Source organism: Wolbachia endosymbiont (group A) of Cydia splendana, from assembly GCF_947179475.1.
GTDB lineage: Bacteria > Pseudomonadota > Alphaproteobacteria > Rickettsiales > Anaplasmataceae > Wolbachia > Wolbachia pipientis.
Genome location: NZ_CAMXBP010000002.1, coordinates 15,754 through 38,482 on the forward strand (window position 1 = coordinate 15,754; position 22,729 = coordinate 38,482).

General features: G+C 33.6%; 15 protein-coding genes, 1 tRNA gene and 3 pseudogenes. 10 read left to right on the plus strand and 9 right to left on the minus strand.

Features of this window, described 5'->3' with window-relative positions; translation table 11 throughout:
- Position 1 precedes the first annotated feature (1 nt).
- Both OM961_RS05750 and OM961_RS05755 read right to left on the minus strand, forming a co-directional pair.
- Positions 2 to 1,510, minus strand: coding sequence for a hypothetical protein (locus OM961_RS05750; RefSeq protein ID WP_264339069.1), 1,509 nt, complete (start codon positions 1,508 to 1,510; stop codon positions 2 to 4).
- 525 nt (positions 1,511 to 2,035) lie between these two features.
- Positions 2,036 to 2,692 (minus strand): exopolysaccharide biosynthesis protein, encoded by a 657-nt coding sequence (locus OM961_RS05755; RefSeq protein ID WP_264339068.1) that lies wholly within the window; start codon positions 2,690 to 2,692, stop codon positions 2,036 to 2,038.
- Positions 2,693 to 3,734: 1,042 nt separating this feature from the next.
- Between OM961_RS05755 and OM961_RS05760 the strand changes: the two genes are divergently transcribed.
- Positions 3,735 to 5,780, plus strand: coding sequence for a hypothetical protein (locus OM961_RS05760; protein ID WP_264339067.1), 2,046 nt, complete (start codon positions 3,735 to 3,737; stop codon positions 5,778 to 5,780).
- A gap of 179 nt (positions 5,781 to 5,959) precedes the next feature.
- On the opposite strand, the pseudogene OM961_RS05765 reads toward OM961_RS05760, so the two are convergent.
- Both OM961_RS05765 and OM961_RS05770 read right to left on the minus strand, forming a co-directional pair.
- Positions 5,960 to 6,406: pseudogene (locus OM961_RS05765) on the minus strand (IS630 family transposase); the annotation flags it as partial.
- 313 nt (positions 6,407 to 6,719) lie between these two features.
- On the minus strand, positions 6,720 to 7,148 hold the full coding sequence (locus tag OM961_RS05770) for a helix-turn-helix domain-containing protein (RefSeq protein ID WP_319606717.1): 429 nt from the start codon (positions 7,146 to 7,148) through the stop codon (positions 6,720 to 6,722).
- Between the two features lie 302 nt (positions 7,149 to 7,450).
- On the opposite strand from OM961_RS05770, the gene OM961_RS05775 reads away from it, so the two are divergent.
- The 3 genes from OM961_RS05775 (at position 7,451) to OM961_RS05785 (ending at position 9,783) form a co-directional block, all read left to right on the plus strand.
- Positions 7,451 to 7,906, plus strand: a complete 456-nt coding sequence (locus tag OM961_RS05775; RefSeq protein ID WP_141456730.1) for an Hsp20/alpha crystallin family protein — start codon at positions 7,451 to 7,453, stop codon at positions 7,904 to 7,906.
- Between the two features lie 197 nt (positions 7,907 to 8,103).
- Positions 8,104 to 9,186: a hypothetical protein gene (locus OM961_RS05780; protein WP_264339566.1), complete on the plus strand. Its 1,083-nt coding sequence runs from the start codon at positions 8,104 to 8,106 to the stop codon at positions 9,184 to 9,186.
- A 384-nt stretch (positions 9,187 to 9,570) separates the two neighbouring features.
- A complete protein-coding gene (locus tag OM961_RS05785) occupies positions 9,571 to 9,783 on the plus strand; it encodes a plasmid pRiA4b ORF-3 family protein (protein WP_141456728.1) in 213 nt (70 codons plus the stop codon).
- 117 nt (positions 9,784 to 9,900) lie between these two features.
- On the opposite strand, the gene OM961_RS05790 is transcribed toward OM961_RS05785, so the two are convergent.
- From OM961_RS05790 to OM961_RS05800, 3 genes and pseudogenes are all read right to left on the minus strand, one after another.
- Complete coding sequence (locus OM961_RS05790; RefSeq protein ID WP_264339565.1) at positions 9,901 to 10,911, minus strand: hypothetical protein; 1,011 nt, start codon at positions 10,909 to 10,911, stop codon at positions 9,901 to 9,903.
- A gap of 66 nt (positions 10,912 to 10,977) precedes the next feature.
- Positions 10,978 to 11,262, minus strand: a pseudogene (locus tag OM961_RS05795) (recombinase family protein); the annotation flags it as partial.
- 13 nt (positions 11,263 to 11,275) lie between these two features.
- Positions 11,276 to 12,601: an IS4 family transposase gene (locus OM961_RS05800; RefSeq protein WP_264339118.1), complete on the minus strand. Its 1,326-nt coding sequence runs from the start codon at positions 12,599 to 12,601 to the stop codon at positions 11,276 to 11,278.
- Positions 12,602 to 12,692: 91 nt separating this feature from the next.
- Here OM961_RS05800 and OM961_RS05805 point away from each other — a divergent pair.
- A pseudogene (locus tag OM961_RS05805) lies at positions 12,693 to 13,685 on the plus strand (phage portal protein); the annotation flags it as partial.
- A gap of 54 nt (positions 13,686 to 13,739) precedes the next feature.
- On the opposite strand, the gene OM961_RS05810 reads toward OM961_RS05805, so the two are convergent.
- Positions 13,740 to 16,283, minus strand: a complete 2,544-nt coding sequence (locus OM961_RS05810; RefSeq protein ID WP_264339608.1) for an AsmA-like C-terminal region-containing protein — start codon at positions 16,281 to 16,283, stop codon at positions 13,740 to 13,742.
- A 3-nt stretch (positions 16,284 to 16,286) separates the two neighbouring features.
- On the minus strand, positions 16,287 to 17,774 hold the full coding sequence (gene murJ, locus OM961_RS05815; RefSeq protein ID WP_264339609.1) for a murein biosynthesis integral membrane protein MurJ: 1,488 nt from the start codon (positions 17,772 to 17,774) through the stop codon (positions 16,287 to 16,289).
- 150 nt (positions 17,775 to 17,924) lie between these two features.
- Here murJ and OM961_RS05820 point away from each other — a divergent pair.
- The 5 genes from OM961_RS05820 (at position 17,925) to OM961_RS05840 (ending at position 22,705) form a co-directional block, all read left to right on the plus strand.
- Positions 17,925 to 18,000, plus strand: a tRNA-His gene (locus OM961_RS05820).
- Positions 18,001 to 18,065: 65 nt separating this feature from the next.
- Entirely contained in the window at positions 18,066 to 18,509 is a 444-nt protein-coding gene (locus OM961_RS05825; RefSeq protein WP_264339610.1) for a hypothetical protein, read from the plus strand.
- Positions 18,510 to 18,619: 110 nt separating this feature from the next.
- Positions 18,620 to 20,542, plus strand: a complete 1,923-nt coding sequence (gene mnmG, locus OM961_RS05830; protein WP_264339611.1) for a tRNA uridine-5-carboxymethylaminomethyl(34) synthesis enzyme MnmG — start codon at positions 18,620 to 18,622, stop codon at positions 20,540 to 20,542.
- Positions 20,543 to 20,550: 8 nt separating this feature from the next.
- A complete protein-coding gene (locus tag OM961_RS05835; protein WP_264339612.1) occupies positions 20,551 to 22,218 on the plus strand; it encodes an aminopeptidase P family protein in 1,668 nt (555 codons plus the stop codon).
- A gap of 121 nt (positions 22,219 to 22,339) precedes the next feature.
- Positions 22,340 to 22,705 (plus strand): hypothetical protein, encoded by a 366-nt coding sequence (locus OM961_RS05840; protein ID WP_064125381.1) that lies wholly within the window; start codon positions 22,340 to 22,342, stop codon positions 22,703 to 22,705.
- Positions 22,706 to 22,729: the final 24 nt, after the last annotated feature.

Consider the following 22,729-nt stretch of genomic DNA (forward strand, 5'->3'; position numbering starts at 1 on the left):
CCTATTTTTTCATACTACGTGCTACTTCTTTAAATTCTATACTATGAAGCCTTTTAGCTGGACTACTATCACTTTCTTCCATACTTCTCTTTTTGTTACCTTTGTGAATAAGGTCATCCAGCAACTGAAAAGCCTTATTCCACATATCCTTTTCTTTCTCTAACTTTTCTTCCGAGCGACGGCATATGATACGTTCCTTGAACTTTTCTTTAAACTTAATTATTACTTCTTTGGACAATATACACTCCTGAATAAAGAATTTTAGTAAATCCCATTTATTGTTATAAATTAAACTCTCACAGATATCCTTACCTTCACGGTAAAAAATGATTTTTTCTTTTTCAATAAGAGTTGCATCTTTTAAAATTAGCTTAACATTCTCTTTATCTTCAATCTTAAGTAACTTTGACAATAGAGACCCACTAGAACATTCATCTATAACATACCTTTTATGAGCATCTGGGCTTTGCTGCCAAAATTTCCCAAAAAGCTTTTGATAGTCATAATCTTTGTGGCCCTCTATCACTTTATCGACCATTTCCCTCAAAAAATAATTACAATCCTTTCCAGAAAGAAAATCCCACATACGACTCACCGTTTTCATAAAGAAACTTTGCCAAGGCCAATCTAACAAGCATTTTAACACTTCATAAGGGTAGCTTTTAAATACTTCTGTTTGTTGCTCTTCATTCATTTGTGAGAGTAAAAAACATAAAACATCAGCATAGTGTTCTTTAGGAAGGTCAGTACGATTGCGAGCAGAGTCACAACGTCTATCTGCTACATATCCTGCAGATCTTACTAACGACTCTTCTTTTTCCTTGGAAGTTAGTTTTTGCAAAAAATACTCAGTTGCCGCTTTATTACCACCAACTGCTGCATATTCAAATGCATATTGATAAGGAGAACACTTACTTTGCCATCTTCTTTCAATCATATTATCCAGCTTATTCACTTCTCCTTTTGTATAATATGTCCAAAGAACCACTAATTCCTGCTGCCTAACTTTTCTTGGATCTTCTTCGCTATAAAAAGACTTTCTGCGATTTTCAGGCATCTTGCTCCATAGTTCCCGAATATCATCCTCTAAACAGTAAATACATGCCAGTCTATAGCGTCTGGTAATATCTAAATTCTCATCTTTAATTAACACCACTGCTGTTTCCTTTTTATCTACTGTCCCTTGTGGTGTCCAACAAAGCTCATTTGGCAGATCTATACCAAGATAGGAGTTTTGATCATGATACTCCCTCCACTTTAATATCTCCAGGCCTATTGGTTTGATAAAGTTCAATACTTTCTTTTTTAGGGGTTCTGGTAACAGGAGCTCTGGTATTTTTTCTATTACCTTATCTTCTACTACTTGCCACTCTTTCCGTCTTTCACTGAGAATTAACGATCGAAAATAGAACCTTGCCGTCAAGGCCCTAATGTCGTCCTGGTTCCACAATGTGATAGCTATCTTAACTAGAGTTATATGCTCAAGCGATGGCGTTAAAGTGTAATTCATTATTTGCCTCACTAAAATGCTTAATATATCATGATTTTCTATTTATTAAAGAAAAAAATTATACCAACCTTCGTTACTGAAAAGACAAATAGGACATATTATAAATTCGCCTTAGTTTTTACTCTCAAATGAATTGCTATTAATTTAGTATTGTATTTTGCTAAGAAATTAAGTGATATAACCATTTCCAGCATTAAAAACCAAGGGCCGTGAGAACACTTTTCTTTGGGATGGCATGGTCTTCCAAACGATACATACGAACTTTTTTATATGGTGATTTTATTATACGCTGAAATCACCTATATTGGCTTACTTTCGCTAAATCTACATATGAACTGTTTTGCCTAACTTTGTTGTAAAAATTCCAAGCTTTTACTTTTAAAACGCCGCTTTTGTTTAAATTGTTCTCACAACAGTACGTACTTTTTTATGCTTTTGAGACACAAACAGTAAACAAAAGAATTTGCTTCCACACTGGTTGCCATGGTATTTCTATAGAATATCTAATTTGCTAATAGCTCAAGATTAACCGTATGCAAAACTCTTGAGAAAAGAAAACGCACTAATTATAAGCTGTGGACCTTTTACTATTACAATAAGAGCAAATAATATTCCACACAAGGATACCAACACTCCAAGTATCGAGACAAGCCCGTCTTTATTCATAATACCAAGTGAAATAAGAGTCGTACCGATTGCTGGAATGAAGTGAGTCAACGGAAGCGGATTGGCTATCACCAATACGCAAACCAGCATTATAAATGCCAAAATCTTTTCACCTGGCCCACAGAAGATAAAAGACATTCTCGGTTTCATGAACTTTTCTATTTTTTTTAATGCAGGTAAAGTTTTTTTAACCACAAGGGCTAATGTTGAACGTTTAAAGGATTTCCTTTCCAACCAACGTGGCATCCAGGGAGAATGAAACCCAAGCAGAAGTTGTAATGAAAACAAGATTAAAGGTATAGAAAGAATAGTTGTATAACCAGGTGGAACCGGTATAGGCACCGATAGCGGCAAGGAGAAGATGATTATTAAAATACCAAAACCACGTTCTTGTAAAGCTGTTTTAATGTCAAACAATGTCACTTTATCACTATCAGCAGTACCAGTACCTGCAACCTCTTTTAGAATGTCAGATGCTAATTTTTTATCTTCAGTCAAATTCTTACCCCTTTTCACAATTACCTTTTAACCAAACGACCCAATAATTAGCATAATCACTACTATAACACAACATCTATTCTTGATTTAACTGATTCATTCCTCTTTGAATTTCATACTTATGGTCTTATCTGTTTCGATACAAATTTTCGTTATTAGAAGATAAATGAGGTATATTATGAATTTGCTTAAACTCTTCAATTATAGGCAAAAAGGCCCTTTATACTGTACTAATAATGGTATTAGCTACGTGCTTTAACGTTATTATAATATTTTGCATATAAACCTATTTTATAAAAATTCACAATATGAATTAGTAAATAAATTATGTTTAAATCAGTTGCGTATATAGTAAATATAATGCATTGTGTGCCTTTGTTAATAGAAAGGTATAAGTATGCCTAGTTCAAGGCCTTACTATTACCCACAAATATAAATGTTTGTTGCATAGCTCTTAATGGCATAACTTTTGCTTGAAATAACTGTTTATATGGTGCAATTTACAGCTTTTAGTTGCTAAAATTATAACTCTTAGTTTAATAATTTTAATCTAATAAGCTTTCAGGTTAATAAAATTAAATTATTTGAGTAAATACAATACTATGTTTTTATTTGTGGGTAATAGTAAGGTTCAAGGCAGGTAGTACAATATAACTCATTTGATAGTAATAACCTTGAAGACACTACTTTGCCTTGCGTATTTAAAGATTTTACGATTACTTCTGAAGCTTACTATTACCCACAAATATAAATGTTTGTTGCATAGCTCTTAATGGCATAACTTTTGCTTGAAATAACTGTTTATATGGTGCAATTTACAGCTTTTAGTTGCTAAAATTATAACTCTTAGTTTAATAATTTTAATCTAATAAGCTTTCAGGTTAATAAAATTAAATTATTTGAGTAAATACAATATTATGTTTTTATTTGTGGGTAATAGTAAGCTTCTGAAGAGATATTTGAGATTGGTAGTGAGGGTAACCAAGTAATAGATAATTCAGATGGTGAAATAGAAAGGCTGCAACAAGAAAACTTTGATCTCAAGAAAAATGAAAAGCTCTTGGAATGCTATAAAGGTATAGCGGAAGAGTATGATCAAGAAGTGAGTGAGCTCAGCAAGAAAAATCAGATCCTAGAAAAGAAAATTAAAGAGCTTGAAGCTCAATTACAAAGAAAAACAAGAGAATTAACTAAAAATGGCCAAGAAATTGAACAGCTAAAACAAGAAATAGAAAAAGTATTATTGGACGTGAAGAATAAAAATGACATAATAGGGAACTTGGACAGCAAATTAGAAGATATGAAGAGTGAAATACAGATGATAGACAAAAAAAATGAAGAGTTACAGCAAAGGTTAAATTTGGTTGAATCTAACTCAAGTAGACTAAGAAAAGAAAGTGTAGTGCTGGTAGACAGTATAGAGGATTTGAAGAGTAATTATGAAAACCAGATATTAGAAAAAGATAAGGAACTTAATGATGTAATAGGCCAGCTCTATGTTTATTTATCAGAGCGTGAAGAACTGTTTGCAGAATTTAGTTCATTGCAGAATGAAAATGAGAGTTTAAAACAGAAAAACTTCTATATTAGTAATGAAGTGTCTCTTGAAGATGAATTAAACAAAGAAAACGTAAGAAAAGAAATAGTAAGACCTCAGTCTACAACAAAAGTGGAAATGAGGCGTATCAATGATAATGATGACCAGGAATCAATATGGCTATATAGAGAAGCAGAAGATTATCAAACAGGTGAAGATAAAAAACCTAAAAATACTAACTACGACATTGGAGTATGGAATGAAGATGACGATGAAAGTAGCGATGATCAAAAATCAACCTGGCTGTACGAAAAAGTAGAAAACAATCAAGATTATCGAACAAGTGAAGACAAAAACCTTGAAAACACTGATTACGATATTGAAGTATGGAATAAAGATGACGATGAAAGTAGCAATGATCAGGAATCAACTAGTGAAAGTGACTATAATGTTAGCTATTGCTTTGATTATGATGAAATTGTTGGTAGGACCTACGGTCAACTAGTCTACAATGCAAACATAATACGTAAAAAAGATTCTTTTTCCTTAGCAAAAGTAAAATTAAGAGAAAGAGAAAGAGAAAAATATGAAAGTATTTGGCAAAAAATAGATAATATTCATGATGAATTGGATGCTTTGGGTAACTATGGTAATGAAGAGGATTATGAAGAGTGCAATAAAAGACTTGATAAAATTGTAAGCGAGGCGCTGAAACAAAGAGTAATGTTCACTCTTCCGTATAAAGCTAATATATCTTTAGTGGATCGCATAATTGATACATTGCAAAAGCTATATTTTTCTTACGATACTACCCGAATTTATGGATTTTTAGATGAGAAAAAGATATTGCAAATAGTATCAAGAGGTGCGTCTTTAAATAGATTTAGCGATGAAGAACATGGCGATTTCGTGAACATAATTTGCTCAGATAGATACGCTCTAGATCAACGAGAAAAAATACTTTTAGAACTTAAGGACTTGGTGTACAAAAGTATCGTAGACGTAAGTGTAAAAACTGATGATCATGATTTTGAGTTAGAGATGGACAATGGACACTTTTGTATAAAATATCCAAAAGATAGTGTTGTCGAAGTTGCAAGAATATTCAACAATAAAAAAGCTAAAAATTTAGGTCTGGAAATTGGTATGCTTCAAGTTGGAGAAAGTATAGTTAGAGTTGAAAATGAAGAAGGAGTTAGGAATTACACCGACATTTCGGAGGGTAGAATTGAAATGTCTTTTACTACTTACTTTGGGAAGGTCAGTGTTTATTTATCTCCTAGTGATAGAGATAATAATAAAATAGAAGTAAAGCTCGCCAACGAAGAAAGCATAGCACGTTTTAGTAAGTTGGAGGATAAATCAAGTTTAGGGGGGAGCTGTCTTTTAGGAGGAAAAAATGTTTCTATAGGCATAGAAGATGGTTATTTTGAAATAAACAGTGACGTTTCTGAAGAGTTAGCTAAAACTATGAAACAGTCAGATTGTACAATAGAAAAATCATATGTTCCATCTAGCTTTATGAAAGAAGCTTATTGCAATCAGTTAGTAAATGAAAGGGGAATTTAAAAATCAGGCTCAAATATTTCAAAAATAACCATTCAAAGCAGCATTTTTTATACAACTTCGTTTTCAATCTATCTGGAAAGAAGATATCAAGTATTCAAAGTCCAATTCGACAAATCCATAGTCCATTCTTCCTCTAGCTTTTTTATCACTAATCCAAAATTTAGGTATAATACCAAATATCATAAATAAGTAGGCAAATAACTCACAGAACAAATAGTTTTGATCGAACTTTCCGTAATATTACGAATGAATGCACATATAGTATCCTCCAATAAACTAACAGAGTCATATATTCTATTTTTAATGAGATTGTCTTTCAAATATTGCCATAAATGCTCTACTGGATTTAACTCTGGTGAATATGGAGGTAAGTAGATTAAGGTAATATTTTGTGGTATTTTTAAACCTTTGGATCTATGCCATCCTGCACAATCCACAATAAGAAATGCCTCCCTTGTTCCTAAATATTGTGACATCTGCTCAAGGAATATATTCATACAATCAGTATTGACGTTTGGTGCGAATAAACTAGAAGTCTCTCCATTTCTAGGATTAACTGCACTATAGAGATAAAAGTTTTGCCTACCTAATTTCACCTTAACCTGTGTCCTAATGCCTTTTTTAAACCTTACTATTACCCACAAATAAAAACATAGTATTGTATTTACTCAAATAATTTAATTTTATTAACCTGAAAGCTTATTAGATTAAAATTATTAAACTAAGAGTTATAATTTTAGCAACTAAAAGCTGTAAATTGCACCATATAAACAGTTATTTCAAGCAAAAGTTATGCCATTAAGAGCTATGCAACAAACATTTATATTTGTGGGTAATAGTAAGTTTTTAAACCACCCGTGTCCAATCTTTGAATGTGTGCCAAACCGCGATTCATCGAAGAAAAATAGCTCTTTTTCGGGATACGTGACAATAGTTTCATTAAGATTTTTTTTTAAACTTTTCTTGTTTATTTTTATCCTGTTTATTGTGCACAGGCCTTGGAGTAATATACGAAAAACCTAACTTTTGCATCAGTCCATGTGCTGTAGACTTACTTACCTCAATAGAAAACATTTTCTCAATTATGATTTTTAATTTCTTAGCCGTTAGGTTGGCTCCTTCTTCTGCTATGACATTTTTAATTTCTTCTTGCTGCTTGTAGCTCAACTTCGGCTTTACTCCACGTCCTGGTTGTATTTTAAACGCATCGACTCCTCCTTCCTTAAATCTTGTAATCCACTTCATCAATGTAGTTCTAGTAATTCGGTATATTTGAGCAACTTTTGTTATTCCATATTCTTTTCCAGATATTATTGCCTGTAATCTTCTTCCTATCTCTCCTCTTATTCCGTGCTTCTTTAATTCCAGGTTACACTTATTATATCATTCTTCTCCTATTGCTTTACTTTTTCCTGCCATAACTCCTCACTAATTCTTAAATTGTTCTATTTTAGAAATTTTTCTTTATTTGTCTATTTATTTTTAGGAATTGGTATTAGTTTATTGGAGGATACTATATGTGCATTCATTCGTAATATTACGGAAAGTTCGATCAAAACTATTTGTTCTGTGAGTTATTTGCCTACTTATTTATGATATTTGGTATAAGGTATTGAAACTAACAAGTGGAATGATTACATAATGCACATATTAGTGAAAGGAGGTACAACATGAGTAATATAGTTCATTCAAATAAAAACAATAACCGTGATAACTTTAGTGTAAGAGGGTTACAAAGGGCCGTTGATGACATATTTGATAGCTTCTTTACAGGATGGAATCCAGAGCTTTCCAGAAGAAGCAACAGTCTATTACCAGCTTGTGACTTTTATGAAACAAAGGAAAGCTATTGCCTCTCATTAGAGTTACCAGGTATTTCCAAAGAAAGCATAGATATTAGTATATCTGGCGATAGCTTAATAGTGAAGGGTGAAAAGACATGTGATAACGAGTCAAAAGATAAGCAGTTTTATCATCGAGAAAGGTACTATGGCTCTTTCTATAGGTCTATTCAGCTTCCAGTAAATGTGGAGCGAGATAAAGTATCTGCTAGTTTTTCAGATGGAGTATTACATGTAACCATACCTAAGTCAGAGAAACACATCAAGAAGATTGATGTAAAGTAACCAGTAAGTGGTAGCAGGCTTCTAGTTTGAGGCTTGCTATTTTGAATCATTATAGATAGAATATAATAAAGTTCTATTGTCTTTGCGTATTTGTTGTACAGATGGTGTAAGGCCTTTGTTGCGTTTAGGTGTTGTTAATAATCTATTAATGGTTCTTATGTTATAATCAAGTTTAGGGGCTTTAATAAGTACGGACTATGACAGAAGCAAATCCAATAGTTACGTTGAAGGTTAAAATTAAAGAATTTAGCTTTAGTAAATTAAAGGCTGGCGAGAGCAATAAATCAGCACACTCTGGTGAAACAATGTATTTCGATCTTCCAAGAATGAACTTTGTTATTAATGGAAAGATTATAGATACAGTTTTAACCTCTGTGTTAATGGAAGGAGCGAAATATCGCAAAAGCAACCTTTTTAATAGTTATGATATATATAGCGCTGAAGCCGCAAGCAAAAAACAAAGAGAAATAGATAAAGATCATGGCAGGGCTTTTGTTAATTCAGTCCTTAAGGATCTTGAAAAAGAACTTGCATATAACGCGTTAAGTGAATTGTGGGAAAGTCATTGTGAAAATCCTGAAATTCCTGATTATCAGAAAACCAATTCGTACGGTAGAGATTTTGAGAGATTTTACAATGCTGGAAGAGAGCATATGCATCTATTACTCAAAGTAGGAGATGAGAATAAGAACTACCGACCATTTGTAAAGGAAGTTTTTAAGGAAATGTTTAAATATGCTGAAGCAGAAGTTCCTAGTGCCCCTATCTTAGAAGAACTAGTTACTAATTGTAATCAAGCAGGATACTTAGCAGGTATATTTATTGAATATCACTCTGCACTTAGCAATTATCGATTAACAACGCAAGACCCTGACAAAGTAATGAATATTGATTACACTGACCATAATAACATAAGAGTAAAGTCTGATATGGAAATACCTGTAATCAAATTTGATAATCCAGGGGAAAAAATATGTGGTCTATCCACCTCACTGGAATTTACACTTGAGTCTCAAGATGGAAAAGATGGTGTAACCTATAAAGACGGTAAATTATCACTCACTGTTCCCAAGGAATTAAAAAATTATAAAGAAGGAGATAGAAACTTGCTCTCTATTATTAGAGAATACTTTCAAAAATTCTGTGAAAAATTGGGATTTAAATTTGAGATGGAAACACAAAAAATAGAGCATGATTTAGACGATTTGCCGAAAGTAAACAGTCATCTTCAAGGCCTAAGAACGCCTATTTCCAGCAACGACCATATCATCGGTCATTAAAAGTAAGTATGTGTTGTCAGAACGAATGAAAGTTCAGTTAAGCTTTTTCTAAAGTATAGCATTTCTCCTAATAGTCCGAATAGGGTAAGATATGTGGGTAAGGTTATGTTTGACTTGTGTTGTTTTTTTGCTATTGGTTAATTTAATGTAAGTTAAAGATAAATTAAGTGGATAAGAAAAAGAAAGTATACTTATTTAAAGTTTCTCTAGACAAAAAAATCTACCGTGAGATGGAATTGAAAGCTGTCTTTATAAATTTGCAGAAACTATCATAAAGGTCTTTAGTTTTGAGTTAGATCATTAATTTGGTTTTTATAGTAACATAAACGATATTTATGAAAGTAATGAAGTATACACTTTATTTTATAATACTGATTATAGTTTATGCCTAATGAAAAAAGCGTCAAAAATTCTTATATCTACAAGGTTTTTGAGCCAGATAAAAAAATGATTTTTCTTTTTGATTATGGCGATAATTGGGAATTTTTAGTAGAATGTTGTGGCATTATTGAAGCAGAAGCTGGAACAAGATATCCAAAAGTTACTAAAAAGCAAGGAGAGGCTCCTCCACAATATCCTGACTACGAAGATGAGTAGTGTAAACAATATACCTATTAAGTTGATGGATTGCCTTGAGGAAAATAGCAGCAGGTTTAGTACTTGGTTAGTAAATTAGAAGTATTTCTTAGGAAATTATTTTAATATCTGTGTTTTTTAGGAATGTTCTCTTGCGTTGGATCGGAAGAGCTCTTCTACCTTCTCTAGCTTTGTACTCGGTTCTAGGGTACTGTACAACGCAAAGCTTATGCATGCCAATCCAGCAATCACTCCAACTGTTCCTATAGTAGGCATTTTCATAATATGTGATACAATACCACTTACCAGTAGCACCACCCCAACGGCACCAGTCAGAATCGCTCTCCGTTGCATTGCTTTTGTTGATGATTCTTCATCTGCAATTTTGAAAGATTTATCGTTAACACAAGGGTTAGAAGAAAAGATTCTTAAAGCATTCAGCTCTTTTACCACCGTTCTTCCTGAGTTAGCGAAATTCCCTTGATTTTCTTCATTCCTTTCATAATCTTCACCATTATTAATCTTCTTGCACGGCTGAGTGCCAGTTTCTGCGGTTTCTTCTTGTTGTTCTCCATAAAAATTTTCTTTATTCTTATCCGAAACTTCTTCAATATCTTCTGAAATATTATAAGCCACTGATCCTTCCATAATAGTTTCTATTAACGAGTTTTTTTCTTCTTTGTCACTTGTCATATTTGGATTCATCACTTCCTTATCATCCCAAGGCTCAAAACCTTCTACCCTTACTACACCATCTTTAACAGTACTATATGTACGTATTAATTCTCCATGACTTCCTAAGTAGTCCGAGACTATTTTCGTACGATTAAACTCCTTAAAAAGCCCATGTTTTTTAGCTTCTTCTAAAAGATCATTCTCAGCTTGCTTATTCTTGCAAAATCTAGCATAATGTAATAGTGTGAATACGTCTCTTCTACGTTCATATATATCAACTATTAGTATCCACGGAATCTTTCGTGTATCATGAAAGGATTTACTAATTTTTTCACTGATACTTTTACCCTCTTGTATCCTTTTTAATAGCTTAAAAAGCTCCTTTTTATCTTTGCTTGTTAACTGATCTTGATCAAATGGCAACTCATAGGTTATATCTGCTTCATTAGTTTTTCTGGTAATTAGTTTTCTCATATTATTTTTTTCTTTGTATCTCTTATGTAGCTAATTTGTATTAGTAAAGTATTAATCGTGTGATTTTTAAATCGCTAATTTGCAAAATTTCTTCATCTGCTCACTCCACAGCATTGGTATTTCCCTCAATTCAACTAACTTCAAACCCTTTGGCTGCCTCCCATTTACTATGTCTTCTTTGATCTTTGGTGCTAAATAATTTAACCTTAAAATTTGTTGTATACGTCTTGTACCTATATTAATTTTGGCACTTAGCTCTCCTACGCTTGCATATTTTCCCTCTTCTAGCTGACGTTTCCATAGGTGGGCTCTTACCACTGCTTTCAGTAACGCATTGTTTGTTTTACCTTCCATACGCGTCAAGTTAAGAGATTGTGAGCAAATTTAGAGAGGTTAAAGTGGATACTCTAGCCCTTCTACGTTTGTCTTTTAATGAAAATCGCGACCAAGTTATAGTGAGTTTTTTAAGAAATGCTTTTAAACTATTAATTTTGGTTAATACTAAAAATAACTCTCTAACCCGCCTTTTTAGCTCAATAAATGCCTTTGTTAAGCTAAGTTCTGTATTCTTTTTCACTTCTGTGCAACCAACTATGCCGTGAAATATAAGAATTGCGCACAATTTAGCATATAGTTCACATAATACTCTGCATGGCTTTCCTTTTAGCTTATCAAGCCTGATATGGCTTTTATACAATTTAAATAATAACTCAATTTGCCACCTTACTCTGTAAATCGTTAATACTTGCTCAGCACTAATTTTATTTTCTGGAACATTAGTTATAAATATTGACCAGTTCAACAATTTTTGATTTCTTTTAGAGGATGTATATCCCTGCGATCTTGCTAATCTATTAGCTTTCCTTCTTCTGGCCATAGACTGTTCTTCAGTTAGTTTCTGACATATAATTCTTACTCTAATTTTTGCTTCTTTTCCTAACAATACCTCGTTTTCTAAAAATAACTTATCCTCTAAACATTCTAATAACTCCATTTTTTGATTTGTTTCTACATCATATATGTTGGTATCGGATTTATAACGACTTATGAAATAAGCTCCTATTTCATTGATTTGTTTAAAAGAACTTGGCACAAAATAACCGAGATCAGATATTAGCAAATCATTGCTTAATATATTACTTAAATGTTTCCTATATCCCTGGTCTGATCTTACCCCCTCCGTTAAATTAAGTTGGTCTATTATCTGATTCATGTAGTCGAAAACTAATTGTAACTTTATTCCAGACTTAGTATTGCTTTCATAGCCACTGTAGCTAGTACCATAACCTTTATACATCTCTTCCATACTGTTAGGTAGAGTAATATAGCTACTGTCCAATAATTTAACACTATTAAATTGCTGTAAGATTTTGCAATCAACTTGCAAGATATTTTTAAAGAGAATCACAGATTCATTATACATCCTTTTCATAAATTCCACTGCTTCTTCAGTAAATCTAAAATCCAAACCTTGTTTTGTTATATCTATCGAGTCCTCGTTTAGTAATTGACACATTGTTTCTACGCTACAATTATCAACTCCTATATTACCCAAGACCATGGCTTTTACGAATGATGAACCTTTTAGCTTTCTCTTTCTTTTTATAAACCTTGTTGTAATTGAGATTTTCTCTGCTTTTTCATTAAAAAATTCTTTGAGCTTTTTTGATAAGCAAGTTATTTTATTCATTGGTTCTCTCACTAAAAGTATATCTGGGAGAACTTATACCTTATTATTCTATCTCTTTCATACCTTTATTTCCTTAACTTGACGCGTATGGCTTACTGAACAGGGAAAATCGCAATTAAAAGCCCATCCATTACTGAAATTACTTTATTCTCCTAATCCAATGACATCAAAATCGGAATTTATTGAGGGGATTGTAACTTATCGGTTAGTTAACGGCAATTCTTATATATTGATGATTGAGTCACAGAATAGTAGAAAACCACCAACAGAGCTTTATCTTCTGCGCCCAGATAGGGTTGAAATTGTTCCAGGGAGAAATAACGTTCCTTATATCTATCGTTATACCATAAATAACAACAGTTATGACTTTAAAGTTGATAAACTAACTGGATGTTCAGCAGTGTTGCACTTAAAGACCTTTAATCCTTTGAATGATTGGTATGGGTTATCACCAATTGAGGCAGCTGCATATAGCATAGATCAACATAATCAGGCGGGTGCTTGGAATCAAGCGATGTTGCAAAATGGGGCAAGACCAAGTGGTGCAATAGTTGTAAAATCAGCAAAAGATGGAAGTGGTGGAAGTTTAAGTCAAGAGCAGTACCAACGCTTAAAGGTGCAGATAAATGATCATTATTCAGGTTCTATAAACGCTGGGAGACCGATATTGCTTGAAGGAGGCTTGGAGTGGAAGGAGATGAGTCTTTCGCCGAGGGATATGGATTTCATTGAGTCCAAACACAGTTCAGCTCGTGATATTGCCCTGGCTTTTGGCGTTCCGCCGCAGTTGCTTGGCATACCAGGTGATAACACTTATAGTAATTTAGTCGAAGCACGCTTATCCCTCTGGGAGCAGACGGTTTTACCAACGCTAGAAAATATTATCTGTCACCTGAATTCTTGGCTAACACCAAAATTTGGTGAAGATCTGTGCTTGTCGTATGACAAAGATGCAATAGAAATTCTCATGGAAAAAAGACAAAAGTTGTGGAAATACGTAGAAAACGCAAGCTTCATGACGCTCAACGAAAAGAGAGAAGCATTTGGCTTGCCACCACTGCCAGGTGGTGATGAGTTAGGTTAAGTTTGTATCCGTTCAGATGAGTTCATTGTCCCCTAAACCGTACGCCTAAGTAAATCAACTATTTTTCTTGCCAACCAGAGCGGTGAAGATTTGGTCTACATCAAAACTCATCTTAGGACGCCAAATAGGGCCATCCAAATGCATATCGATATAGATTGGATTACTATAACCTGGTGATATGAAAAAGAACCTGAATATAGAATTTAAAGTGAAGTTAGATAAGGTTAAATTAGAAGAGATTGATCCTGATGCTTGATCAATCCCGAACTGTAAACTAGTTGAACATATACCACTCTTAATACTTGCTTTTCCGCTAATATTTTCAAAAAATGTTTTACCATTATATATATCAATATAAGCAAGTGTGGAAATTTCAGACTTATTCTTACTGCTTAACAAATTAGTGATAAATGAATTAAAATCCACATTAGTAAATTCTATTCCCTGTGCTTGTAAATTTATATCTCCTGATAAGTTACTAGCCCAATCATGAAAACTTTTTCCTTGAGTTTTGATTTCACCATTTAAGCTTACCTGACCATTTACATTGTCAATTCCTATAACCTTACCAATCTTTTTAGTGTCCAAATTTACAATAGAAAACCTTGTATTTATTGAGTCTGATCTTAAATAACCCTGAAAAAACACTTGCCCGCGTTCTAATACGTAACTTGCCTGCCTGATAGTGATAGTGTTGTTTCTCATTACCGCATCCAAATTAAAATCTTTCAAAACATTATGCTCGGTTTTAAATTCTGCAGTATTGATTTGCACATTTGCATCAAAGCCTTCTTTGTCATCCAAAAAATCAAGCTGCTTTGTTGACCATTGAATTTGATCTATCTCATTTCTTGAATTTCTTTTCGTCTCTACTAAATTTGGTAATGTAATAATTTTTCCATTAAATTTACTGCCCGTAAGGTTAACATCTAATAAAGGTTTGGCGTATTTTTGATCTGCTAATATTTTTGCATTACCGGTAATATCGAAATCTTCTCCAGATAGTTTTATTTTATCTGCAACTAGCTTACCTTTTTCCATTTTCAGCAAAAAATCCAAATTTTTAATTTTCGTATCATTCAATGTAAGGTTATTAACACGGGCCTTTATATTTGCATCATACTGAAAATTTTTCAGCCATTGCATTTTAGGTAAACTGCTAAATAATGAATGATCATATTTATCTGCATCAAGATTATGCATGCTAAATTCACCATTGACCACATTGTGTTTTTTTGTATGGCTTACTCTAATTGACCCTTGCAAGGATTCCTTATTATTTAGCAGTCTAATGTCTGAGATAGATAATATTCTTGGTGCAAGGTGCAGTTTAGAACTTAGTGTAAATTGATTTTTCTGGTTTTCTTTCATCTTTATAGAAGGGAAAAAACATGAAATGAATGACCCAAAATCATTTCCTTCGACTAATAAATCGCCGTTGAATTCAGATAGGACATTATTGTTTGAGATCTCTCCTGATAAGTAAGATATATTATTGATTCCAGGAAATTTAAGAAGCGTATTAACTTTTACTTTGCCATCAGTGGATTTTAGTACAGCACGGAAATTGTCCAATATTTTGTTTTGATATTGAATGTTAGAAGCTTCCATATTAAAATTTAAGCTCAAGTTCTTTGGCACAACTGCTCTAAAACATTCCAGAAGATCCTTCATATTCATTGTTCTTTGTGAATCATTTTGTATGGAATCTAAATCAACTTTACTGAAGCTAATATTGAAATTAGTGTGATTGCCTTTTCTATCATTTTGTATTGTACCGCTGGCTTGCATGCTTTTGGAATCAATTTTTAAGTCAGTTGCCGTAAACTCACTTTCATTAAGACTTATATTGGATGATATCTTGATATTTTCGCTAGGAATAAGACAAGAGAGAAAGCTAAGATTAATGATTTTTGCTAAATCACTCACAGAACCGGAACTGTTATTAATTGTTAATGTTAAATTACCCTGGAGTTCTTCTTGATTTCTATTACCTGTAAATAGCAAATTTACAAAATTTGATTCAACACTAATGTGTACATTCCTTTTTGTGATATTAACCTTTCCTGAAAAATCGTAATTATTATCACCTACCTTTACTTTACCAAAAAACTGCTTATTTTTTTTTACAGCAACTTCCTTTATGTTAACAATATCAGCGAAATCATTCTTGAAACTTACTTGGCTGTCTTTTATTACTATATTGACTGTGTTACCACTGGCGTTTGTATTTATAATATTAAGTAAATTTTCTTTGTTGCTTTTCATGCCAAACAATGTGATTGACTTTGGTTGCAACGAAAATAAAAACAACGATAGGAACGATGGCCTTATTTCAATTTTTCTTACACTAATTAAATCTGACAACTTTTGCTCTTTATTTTCGTTGTATTGTACGTATACATTATAAATAGTGAGCTTTGGGGTAATCAACGAAACTTTAATTTTTCCCCCAATATGCACTTTAGCATCATACGTCTTCTCTAACTCTTTTATGATATATTTCCTGTAGCCACTCCAATCCTTAAAAGTTGCAGCAACATGCATGAGAATTAATAGCAGTGAGATTGATAATATAGCATATAAAGAAAGTCTCATAATTTACACATGCTTAAAGTTTCCCTTAAATATTAAATAGAGAATACCAAAATAAACAATAACACTCAAAGCTATTAAAGTCGTTAAATAAACAATACGAGCCAACATTTTATCAAAAAATAATCCTGCCAACAAAGAATTAAAAATATAAAGGGCTATTGACATGACTGCCGTTGCTACAAAAATTTTCATGACATTTAACAATAACGCTTGGCTAACCTTATACATTTTATTTATTGTTAAATAACTAATTAATAGAATAGAGTTTATCCAAGTGGAAACGGAAGTAGCAATAGCAATCCCCGTATGCTGATACTCGTTCATTAACAAAAGGTTTAGCACTACATTAATTCCAAGACACATTAGCGAAAATATGGTTGGTATTTTCAGATTGCCTTTAGCAAAAAATGTAGGTAGCAATACTTTATTTATAATAAATGCAGGTAAAGAAAGAGAAAATGCTATTAAAGTAGGAACAGTTTGCTGCACTGCATAATGATCAAACCGGCCGTAAGAAAAAAGCGTAAGTAAAATTATGTCGGGAATAATGATAAAGGCAGCAGTTGTTGGCATAATTAACATTAATCCTATGTTGAGAGCCTTGTTCTGTATTTTGACTATATTTTCAGTATTATCCACCTGTTTTGAAATTAAAGGAAGAAGCACTGTACCAATTGCAGTACCGATTATTCCCTGCGGTAGTTGATTTAGTCTATCGGCATAATATATATAGGACACCGCATTTGGTATAAAACTCGCCATGATTGTATCAATCCATAAGCTTATTTGAGTTACACAATTGTTGATAATTGCAGGTACCACACGCTTAAAAAACAACCTTACTTCATTGCTTAATTCAAGGCTAAAAGAAAAAGCTGCCTTTAACTTGTATGCACTAAATAGTATCAAAAGTAGCTGGAAAATTCCTCCTATAAGGACAGCTATAGAAAGGTTGTGCGCTGGAGTTTTTACGTAAGGCACAAACAAACTGATGATTAAACAGAGATTCAAAACGATTGGTGCAATAGCTGTTGAAGCAAAATGCTGCTTTACTTGCAGCATTCCACCAATAAGTGATGCAATTGAAACAAAGATTATGTAGGGCATCATAATTCTTGATAAAGTAACAGTAAGGGTAAACTTACTTTGGTCAAATCCAGGAGCAAAAATTTGAATCATATAAGGGGAGAAAGTTTGCATGATAAGGCAAAAAATTACTAAGATGATAAACGTAATGGATATTACACTACTTGCAAAATTAAATGCCTTTTTATTATCATATGATTCTGTCGAATATAACGGTATGAATGAGGTAGTGAACGCTCCTTCTGCAAAAAATGCTCGAAATAGATTGGCAAAGCGAAACGAAGAAAAAAATATGTCTGCAAGAGAGTTTGCACCAATAACCGTAGCAATCAATACATCTCTTATTAACCCTGAGATCCTTGAAATAGCCGTAAAAAAACTAAATGTGAAAATACTTTTAAACATACCACTACTTCATTAGTGTCAATACAATTAACTATAATGGTAAAAGTATCAATGAAAATATTTATTGGCTAAACTTAAAACCCTCTGCAAAAGGAGAGTTAAATAATCAATTGACTATTTGCGCTCTTATGTTAGAAATTTTATACCTTGGCGGGCGTAGCTCAGTTGGTAGAGCGTCAGTTTGTGGTACTGAATGTCGCCAGTTCGATCCTGGTCGCTCGCCCCACTAAAGTTTTCTACTTTACAGAAATATGAACAAATGGTAATATATCAATTTATTATGGAGGTTGTATGGATAAAGGAGATTTAATACTTTTAGGTGCAGTATCAGTAATAGGAGCATTGACAGGTTTGGGATTGAGTTTTACAGCTTTGTCACCTTTGGTTATAGGTGGAATTGTTGCTGCCGTTCCTTCAATATTATTCGCTGCATATTTGATATACAATGATGTAAAAATAGGAGAATTCTCCAAAACAGATCTTTTCATGCTTGCTTGTTTCTGCGTTGCAAGTGCTGCAATTGGAGTTGGCCTTGCTGCAGCCGCAACTGCTATTTTTCCTGGCGCAATGCTTGGAATGGGCTCTGCAGCTTTAGCAGGTGCTGTAATAGGAGCCATAGCACCAATTGCAGGGGTCTTTGCAGCCATAGCTACACTATCTGCTGCTGAAAAAGTAAATGAATACATCATCTCTCCTATAGTTGAGTGTTTTTCTTCAAAAAAGCAGGACGTTTAAGCTAACCAAAAAGGTTTCTGTTATTCCAGTGTGCAACATTGGAATAACAAGATTTGACATTAACCGCTAATAGTTAGAATATTAGTAGAGTAAGAACTACTCAAGAAGGCATGCATAAATATGATGTAGTAGTAGTAGGTGGTGGTCATGCAGGGTGCGAAGCTGCTGCTGCTGCAGCTCGCCTTGGTGCAAACACGCTGCTTATAACTCATAAAATTTCAACTATAGGGGAAATGTCCTGCAATCCAGCAATCGGAGGAGTTGCAAAGGGCGTTGTAGTCAGGGAAGTTGACGCTCTTGATGGAATAATGGGAAGAGCAATCGATCAAGCAAGTATACACTCAGTCATTTTAAATAGCAGCAGAGGTGCGGCGGTGTGGGGACCACGTGCACAGGCAGACCGAAAATTGTACAAGCAAGCAATACAGGAAATTATTCTAAATTACAACAATTTGACGGTAAAAGAAGAGTCGGTTGACGATTTCCTTATAGAGAGTAATAACAATGGAGAATTGTGCATTAAAGCTGTAATAACAAGCTCAGGGGAACATATACTAACAGGTAAAGTTGTTTTAACTACGGGAACTTTCCTGCAAGGTGTAATTCATATAGGAGAGCAGGTAACTCCTTCAGGGAGAATGGGAGATAAGCCTGCAGTAGAACTTGCAAATACGTTGAAGAAATATAATTTTAAATTAGGTAGATTGCGCACCGGAACTCCGCCAAGGCTTGATCGTGGCACTATAAACTGGTCAATATTGCAAGAACAAGTGGGTGATAATCCACCTGTGCCGTTTTCTTATCTCACAGAAAAAATTAACCAACCTCAGGTATCATGCTTTATTACCCATACTAATGAAAACACGCATAAAATAATTAGAGAGAATCTGCACAGGTCAGCTTCTTCGTATTTGGATGATATTATAGCACCAAGATACTGCCCATCCATTGAAACTAAGGTTAAAAAATTCGCAGAAAAAAGTAGTCATCAAATATTTTTAGAACCAGAGGGCTTGAATGATGATACTATATACCCGAACGGAATTTCAAATTCATTGCCTATTGAAGTGCAGTGTGAAATGATAAAGAGTATCAAGGGACTTGAAAATGCAGAAATACTAAGACCTGGATATGCAGTTGAGTATGACTATATTGATCCACGAGAACTAAGCCATACTCTTGAAACTAAGAAAATTAAAGGCCTATATTTTGCTGGCCAAATTAATGGCACTACTGGATATGAAGAAGCAGCAGGGCAAGGAATTATTGCCGGAATTAATGCAGCACTCTCTGCATCTGAAAAAAAAGAAAGCTTTGTTCTTCATCGCACAGACTCATATATCGGCGTAATGATAGATGATCTAGTCACCAAAGGGGTGATCGAACCTTATAGATTATTTACCTCACGTGCAGAATATAGGCTAGCTATCAGGTCAGACAATGCAGATAGAAGATTAACACAAAAAGGTTATGATATTTCCCTTGTTTCGCATGAGAGATACTCTGTTTTACAGAATAAACTTGAATCCATTAAGCAGCTTGAAGAGAAGTTAGGGAGTCTGACGATTACTCCTGAGCAGCTTAGGTCTTATGGTATCAAAATATCTTATGATGGGATAAGAAAAACGGCACTAGATTTACTTAGCTATCCAAACATCGACTGGAATAAATTACAAGAAATATGGCCGGAGTTAAGCAGCATCACGCGCTGGGATGGCACCGCAATGGGTAGCATAACTAAGAATGAAATATGTGAAGCGGTTGAAATTGAAGCAAAATACAAACCTTATCTAATAAGACAAGAAGCGGATATGAAGTTTTTACGAGAGGAAATTAACACTCAAATTCCAATTGATTTTAACTATTCACAAGTTAAAGGCCTGTCAAGTGAAGTAATAGAAAAGTTGCAGACGATAAAACCAGCGACGATTGGCATTGCAAAGCAAATACAAGGCATTACTCCTGCAGCAATAGTGAGCATATTAGTGTATTTGAGAAACAGGAAAACGAAAGTGGCTGCTAATTTTGTATGAGGTGTTCTATGTCAAAAATCGAAGAATTTCGTTCTTTTATGCACGAGATAAACGTTGATGCATTTATGTTGCATACTAAAGATGAATATTTAAATGAGTATTCAGAGGAGCTAACAAAGCTGTGTGGCTTTACAGGAACAAATGGGCTACTTATCGTTACAAAAGACAACAAGTGCCCATTTTTTACGGATGGACGCTATATTACACAAGCTCGCAATCAGCTCGATCGGGGCAATTTTCAAGTATATAATATACAAGAAGAGGATCCACGCGAATGGATAAAAGCAAACTTAACATCGACTGCCTCACTAGGTTATTATTTGCAATATTTTACCATCGAAGATATAAGAAAGTATGAGAATATCTGTAAATTAATACCCTGTTTAGCTGGAAAAAAAAGTGACTATCGAAAACAAGCAGTGGTTTTACATTCTATTAAATATGCTGGTAAAAGTAGTAAGGACAAATGTGAAAAAGTCGCTAAAAGTATAGATAAAGAAGCTGAAGCAGTGCTTTTAACTGATCCAAATTCAATTTCGTGGTTATTAAATTTAAGAAATGAAAATGCTAAATATACTCCATGTATATTGGGCCGTGCTATATTGTATAAAAGCGGTAATGTTGATTTGTTTATTCAAGATAAAGAACATTCAACTATAGAAGCAAATTTAGGCAACCATATAAATATTTTTGATATTAGTGAGCTAGAAAATTCGCTGCACAAGCTAAATTCAATAGTTATAGATCCAAACACAACTCCAATGAGTATCATGGCTGTAATAAAAGATAAACAGGTAGCTGAGAGAGAAGATCCTTGTCTAATTTATAAAGCAGCAAAAAACCAAACTGAAATAGCTGGGGCTATAAATGCGCATATCAGAGATGGAGTGGCAGTTACAAATTTTCTATATTGGCTTGAAAATAATGTTGGTACAGAACTTGAAGCTGAAGAAAAGATTTTAGAATACAGAAAAGAGCAGAATTTGTTTAAACAATTGAGCTTTCCAACAATTTCCGCATTTAATGAAAATGGTGCAATAATTCACTATCGTGCAAGCAGTAAGACGAATAAGGTAATTCAGAAAAATGGACTATATTTGATTGACTCTGGTGGCCAGTACCTTGACGGCACAACTGATGTGACAAGAACTGTAGTAGTTGGTAATCCAACTGATGAACAAATAACCCACTATACAATAGTACTCAAAGCTCACATTGCTATAGCAAGTGTCGTCTTTCCCCCCGGCACTACTGGTGGAGAATTGGATATATTGGCACGTACGCATTTATGGAAATTTGGAATGGACTATATGCATGGTACAGGGCATGGAGTAGGAAGTTACCTATCAGTACACGAAGGACCACAAGCAATATCAAAAAGTAATAAAGTAAAATTAGTACCAGGTATGATACTATCCAACGAACCTGGCTATTACATTCCGGGAGAGTATGGAATAAGAATTGAAAATCTGATGTATGTTGACAGGCAAGAGAATGGCTTCTTAAACTTTAAACAACTGACCTCTATTCCATATGATAGAAGACTAATAAATGTGCAAATGCTTACTAAGGATAAAATTGAATGGATAAATGGCTACCATCAATTTGTCTATAAAAACTTAGAAAATAGCGTAAAAGATAAGGAATGGTTAAAGAAGGTATGTGACCCTTTATAAGCAAAGGAGCATTTTTTATTATTTAAAAAGTATTAATGCAATTGTGACAGGTATTTTGTATTGTTTTTAATTTTAAAATAATATATAATAAAGAACACGTATTTTTAGGTAGGTTATAATTATGATAGACAAAGGGCAAGAAGATGAATTTATGAAGCAGTATATGGATACTTGCAAAGAGCAAATAGAAAAATTAGCCAAGGATCCTGAATTGCTTAATCAGACTTTAAAACCATTTATGCAAATGTCTCAGCAGCTTATGGCTGGCGGTATGTTAGAAGGGGCTATGCCTGGCATGATACCTGATTTGGGCAGTATGGATGTTAACAAGATGATTGCTCAGATGAAGGAAATGATTGACTACATAAGAGGTAACTATAAGGAACTAATGAAAGAGCACAGCTCGCAGATTCAAGAGCTTGATGAATCCAGTAAAAAGCTAAGAGGCTTAGTTAAAAAATTGATAGAAAAGATCGAAAGTAAGTAAATAACATCTGGATTTCTGTCATTC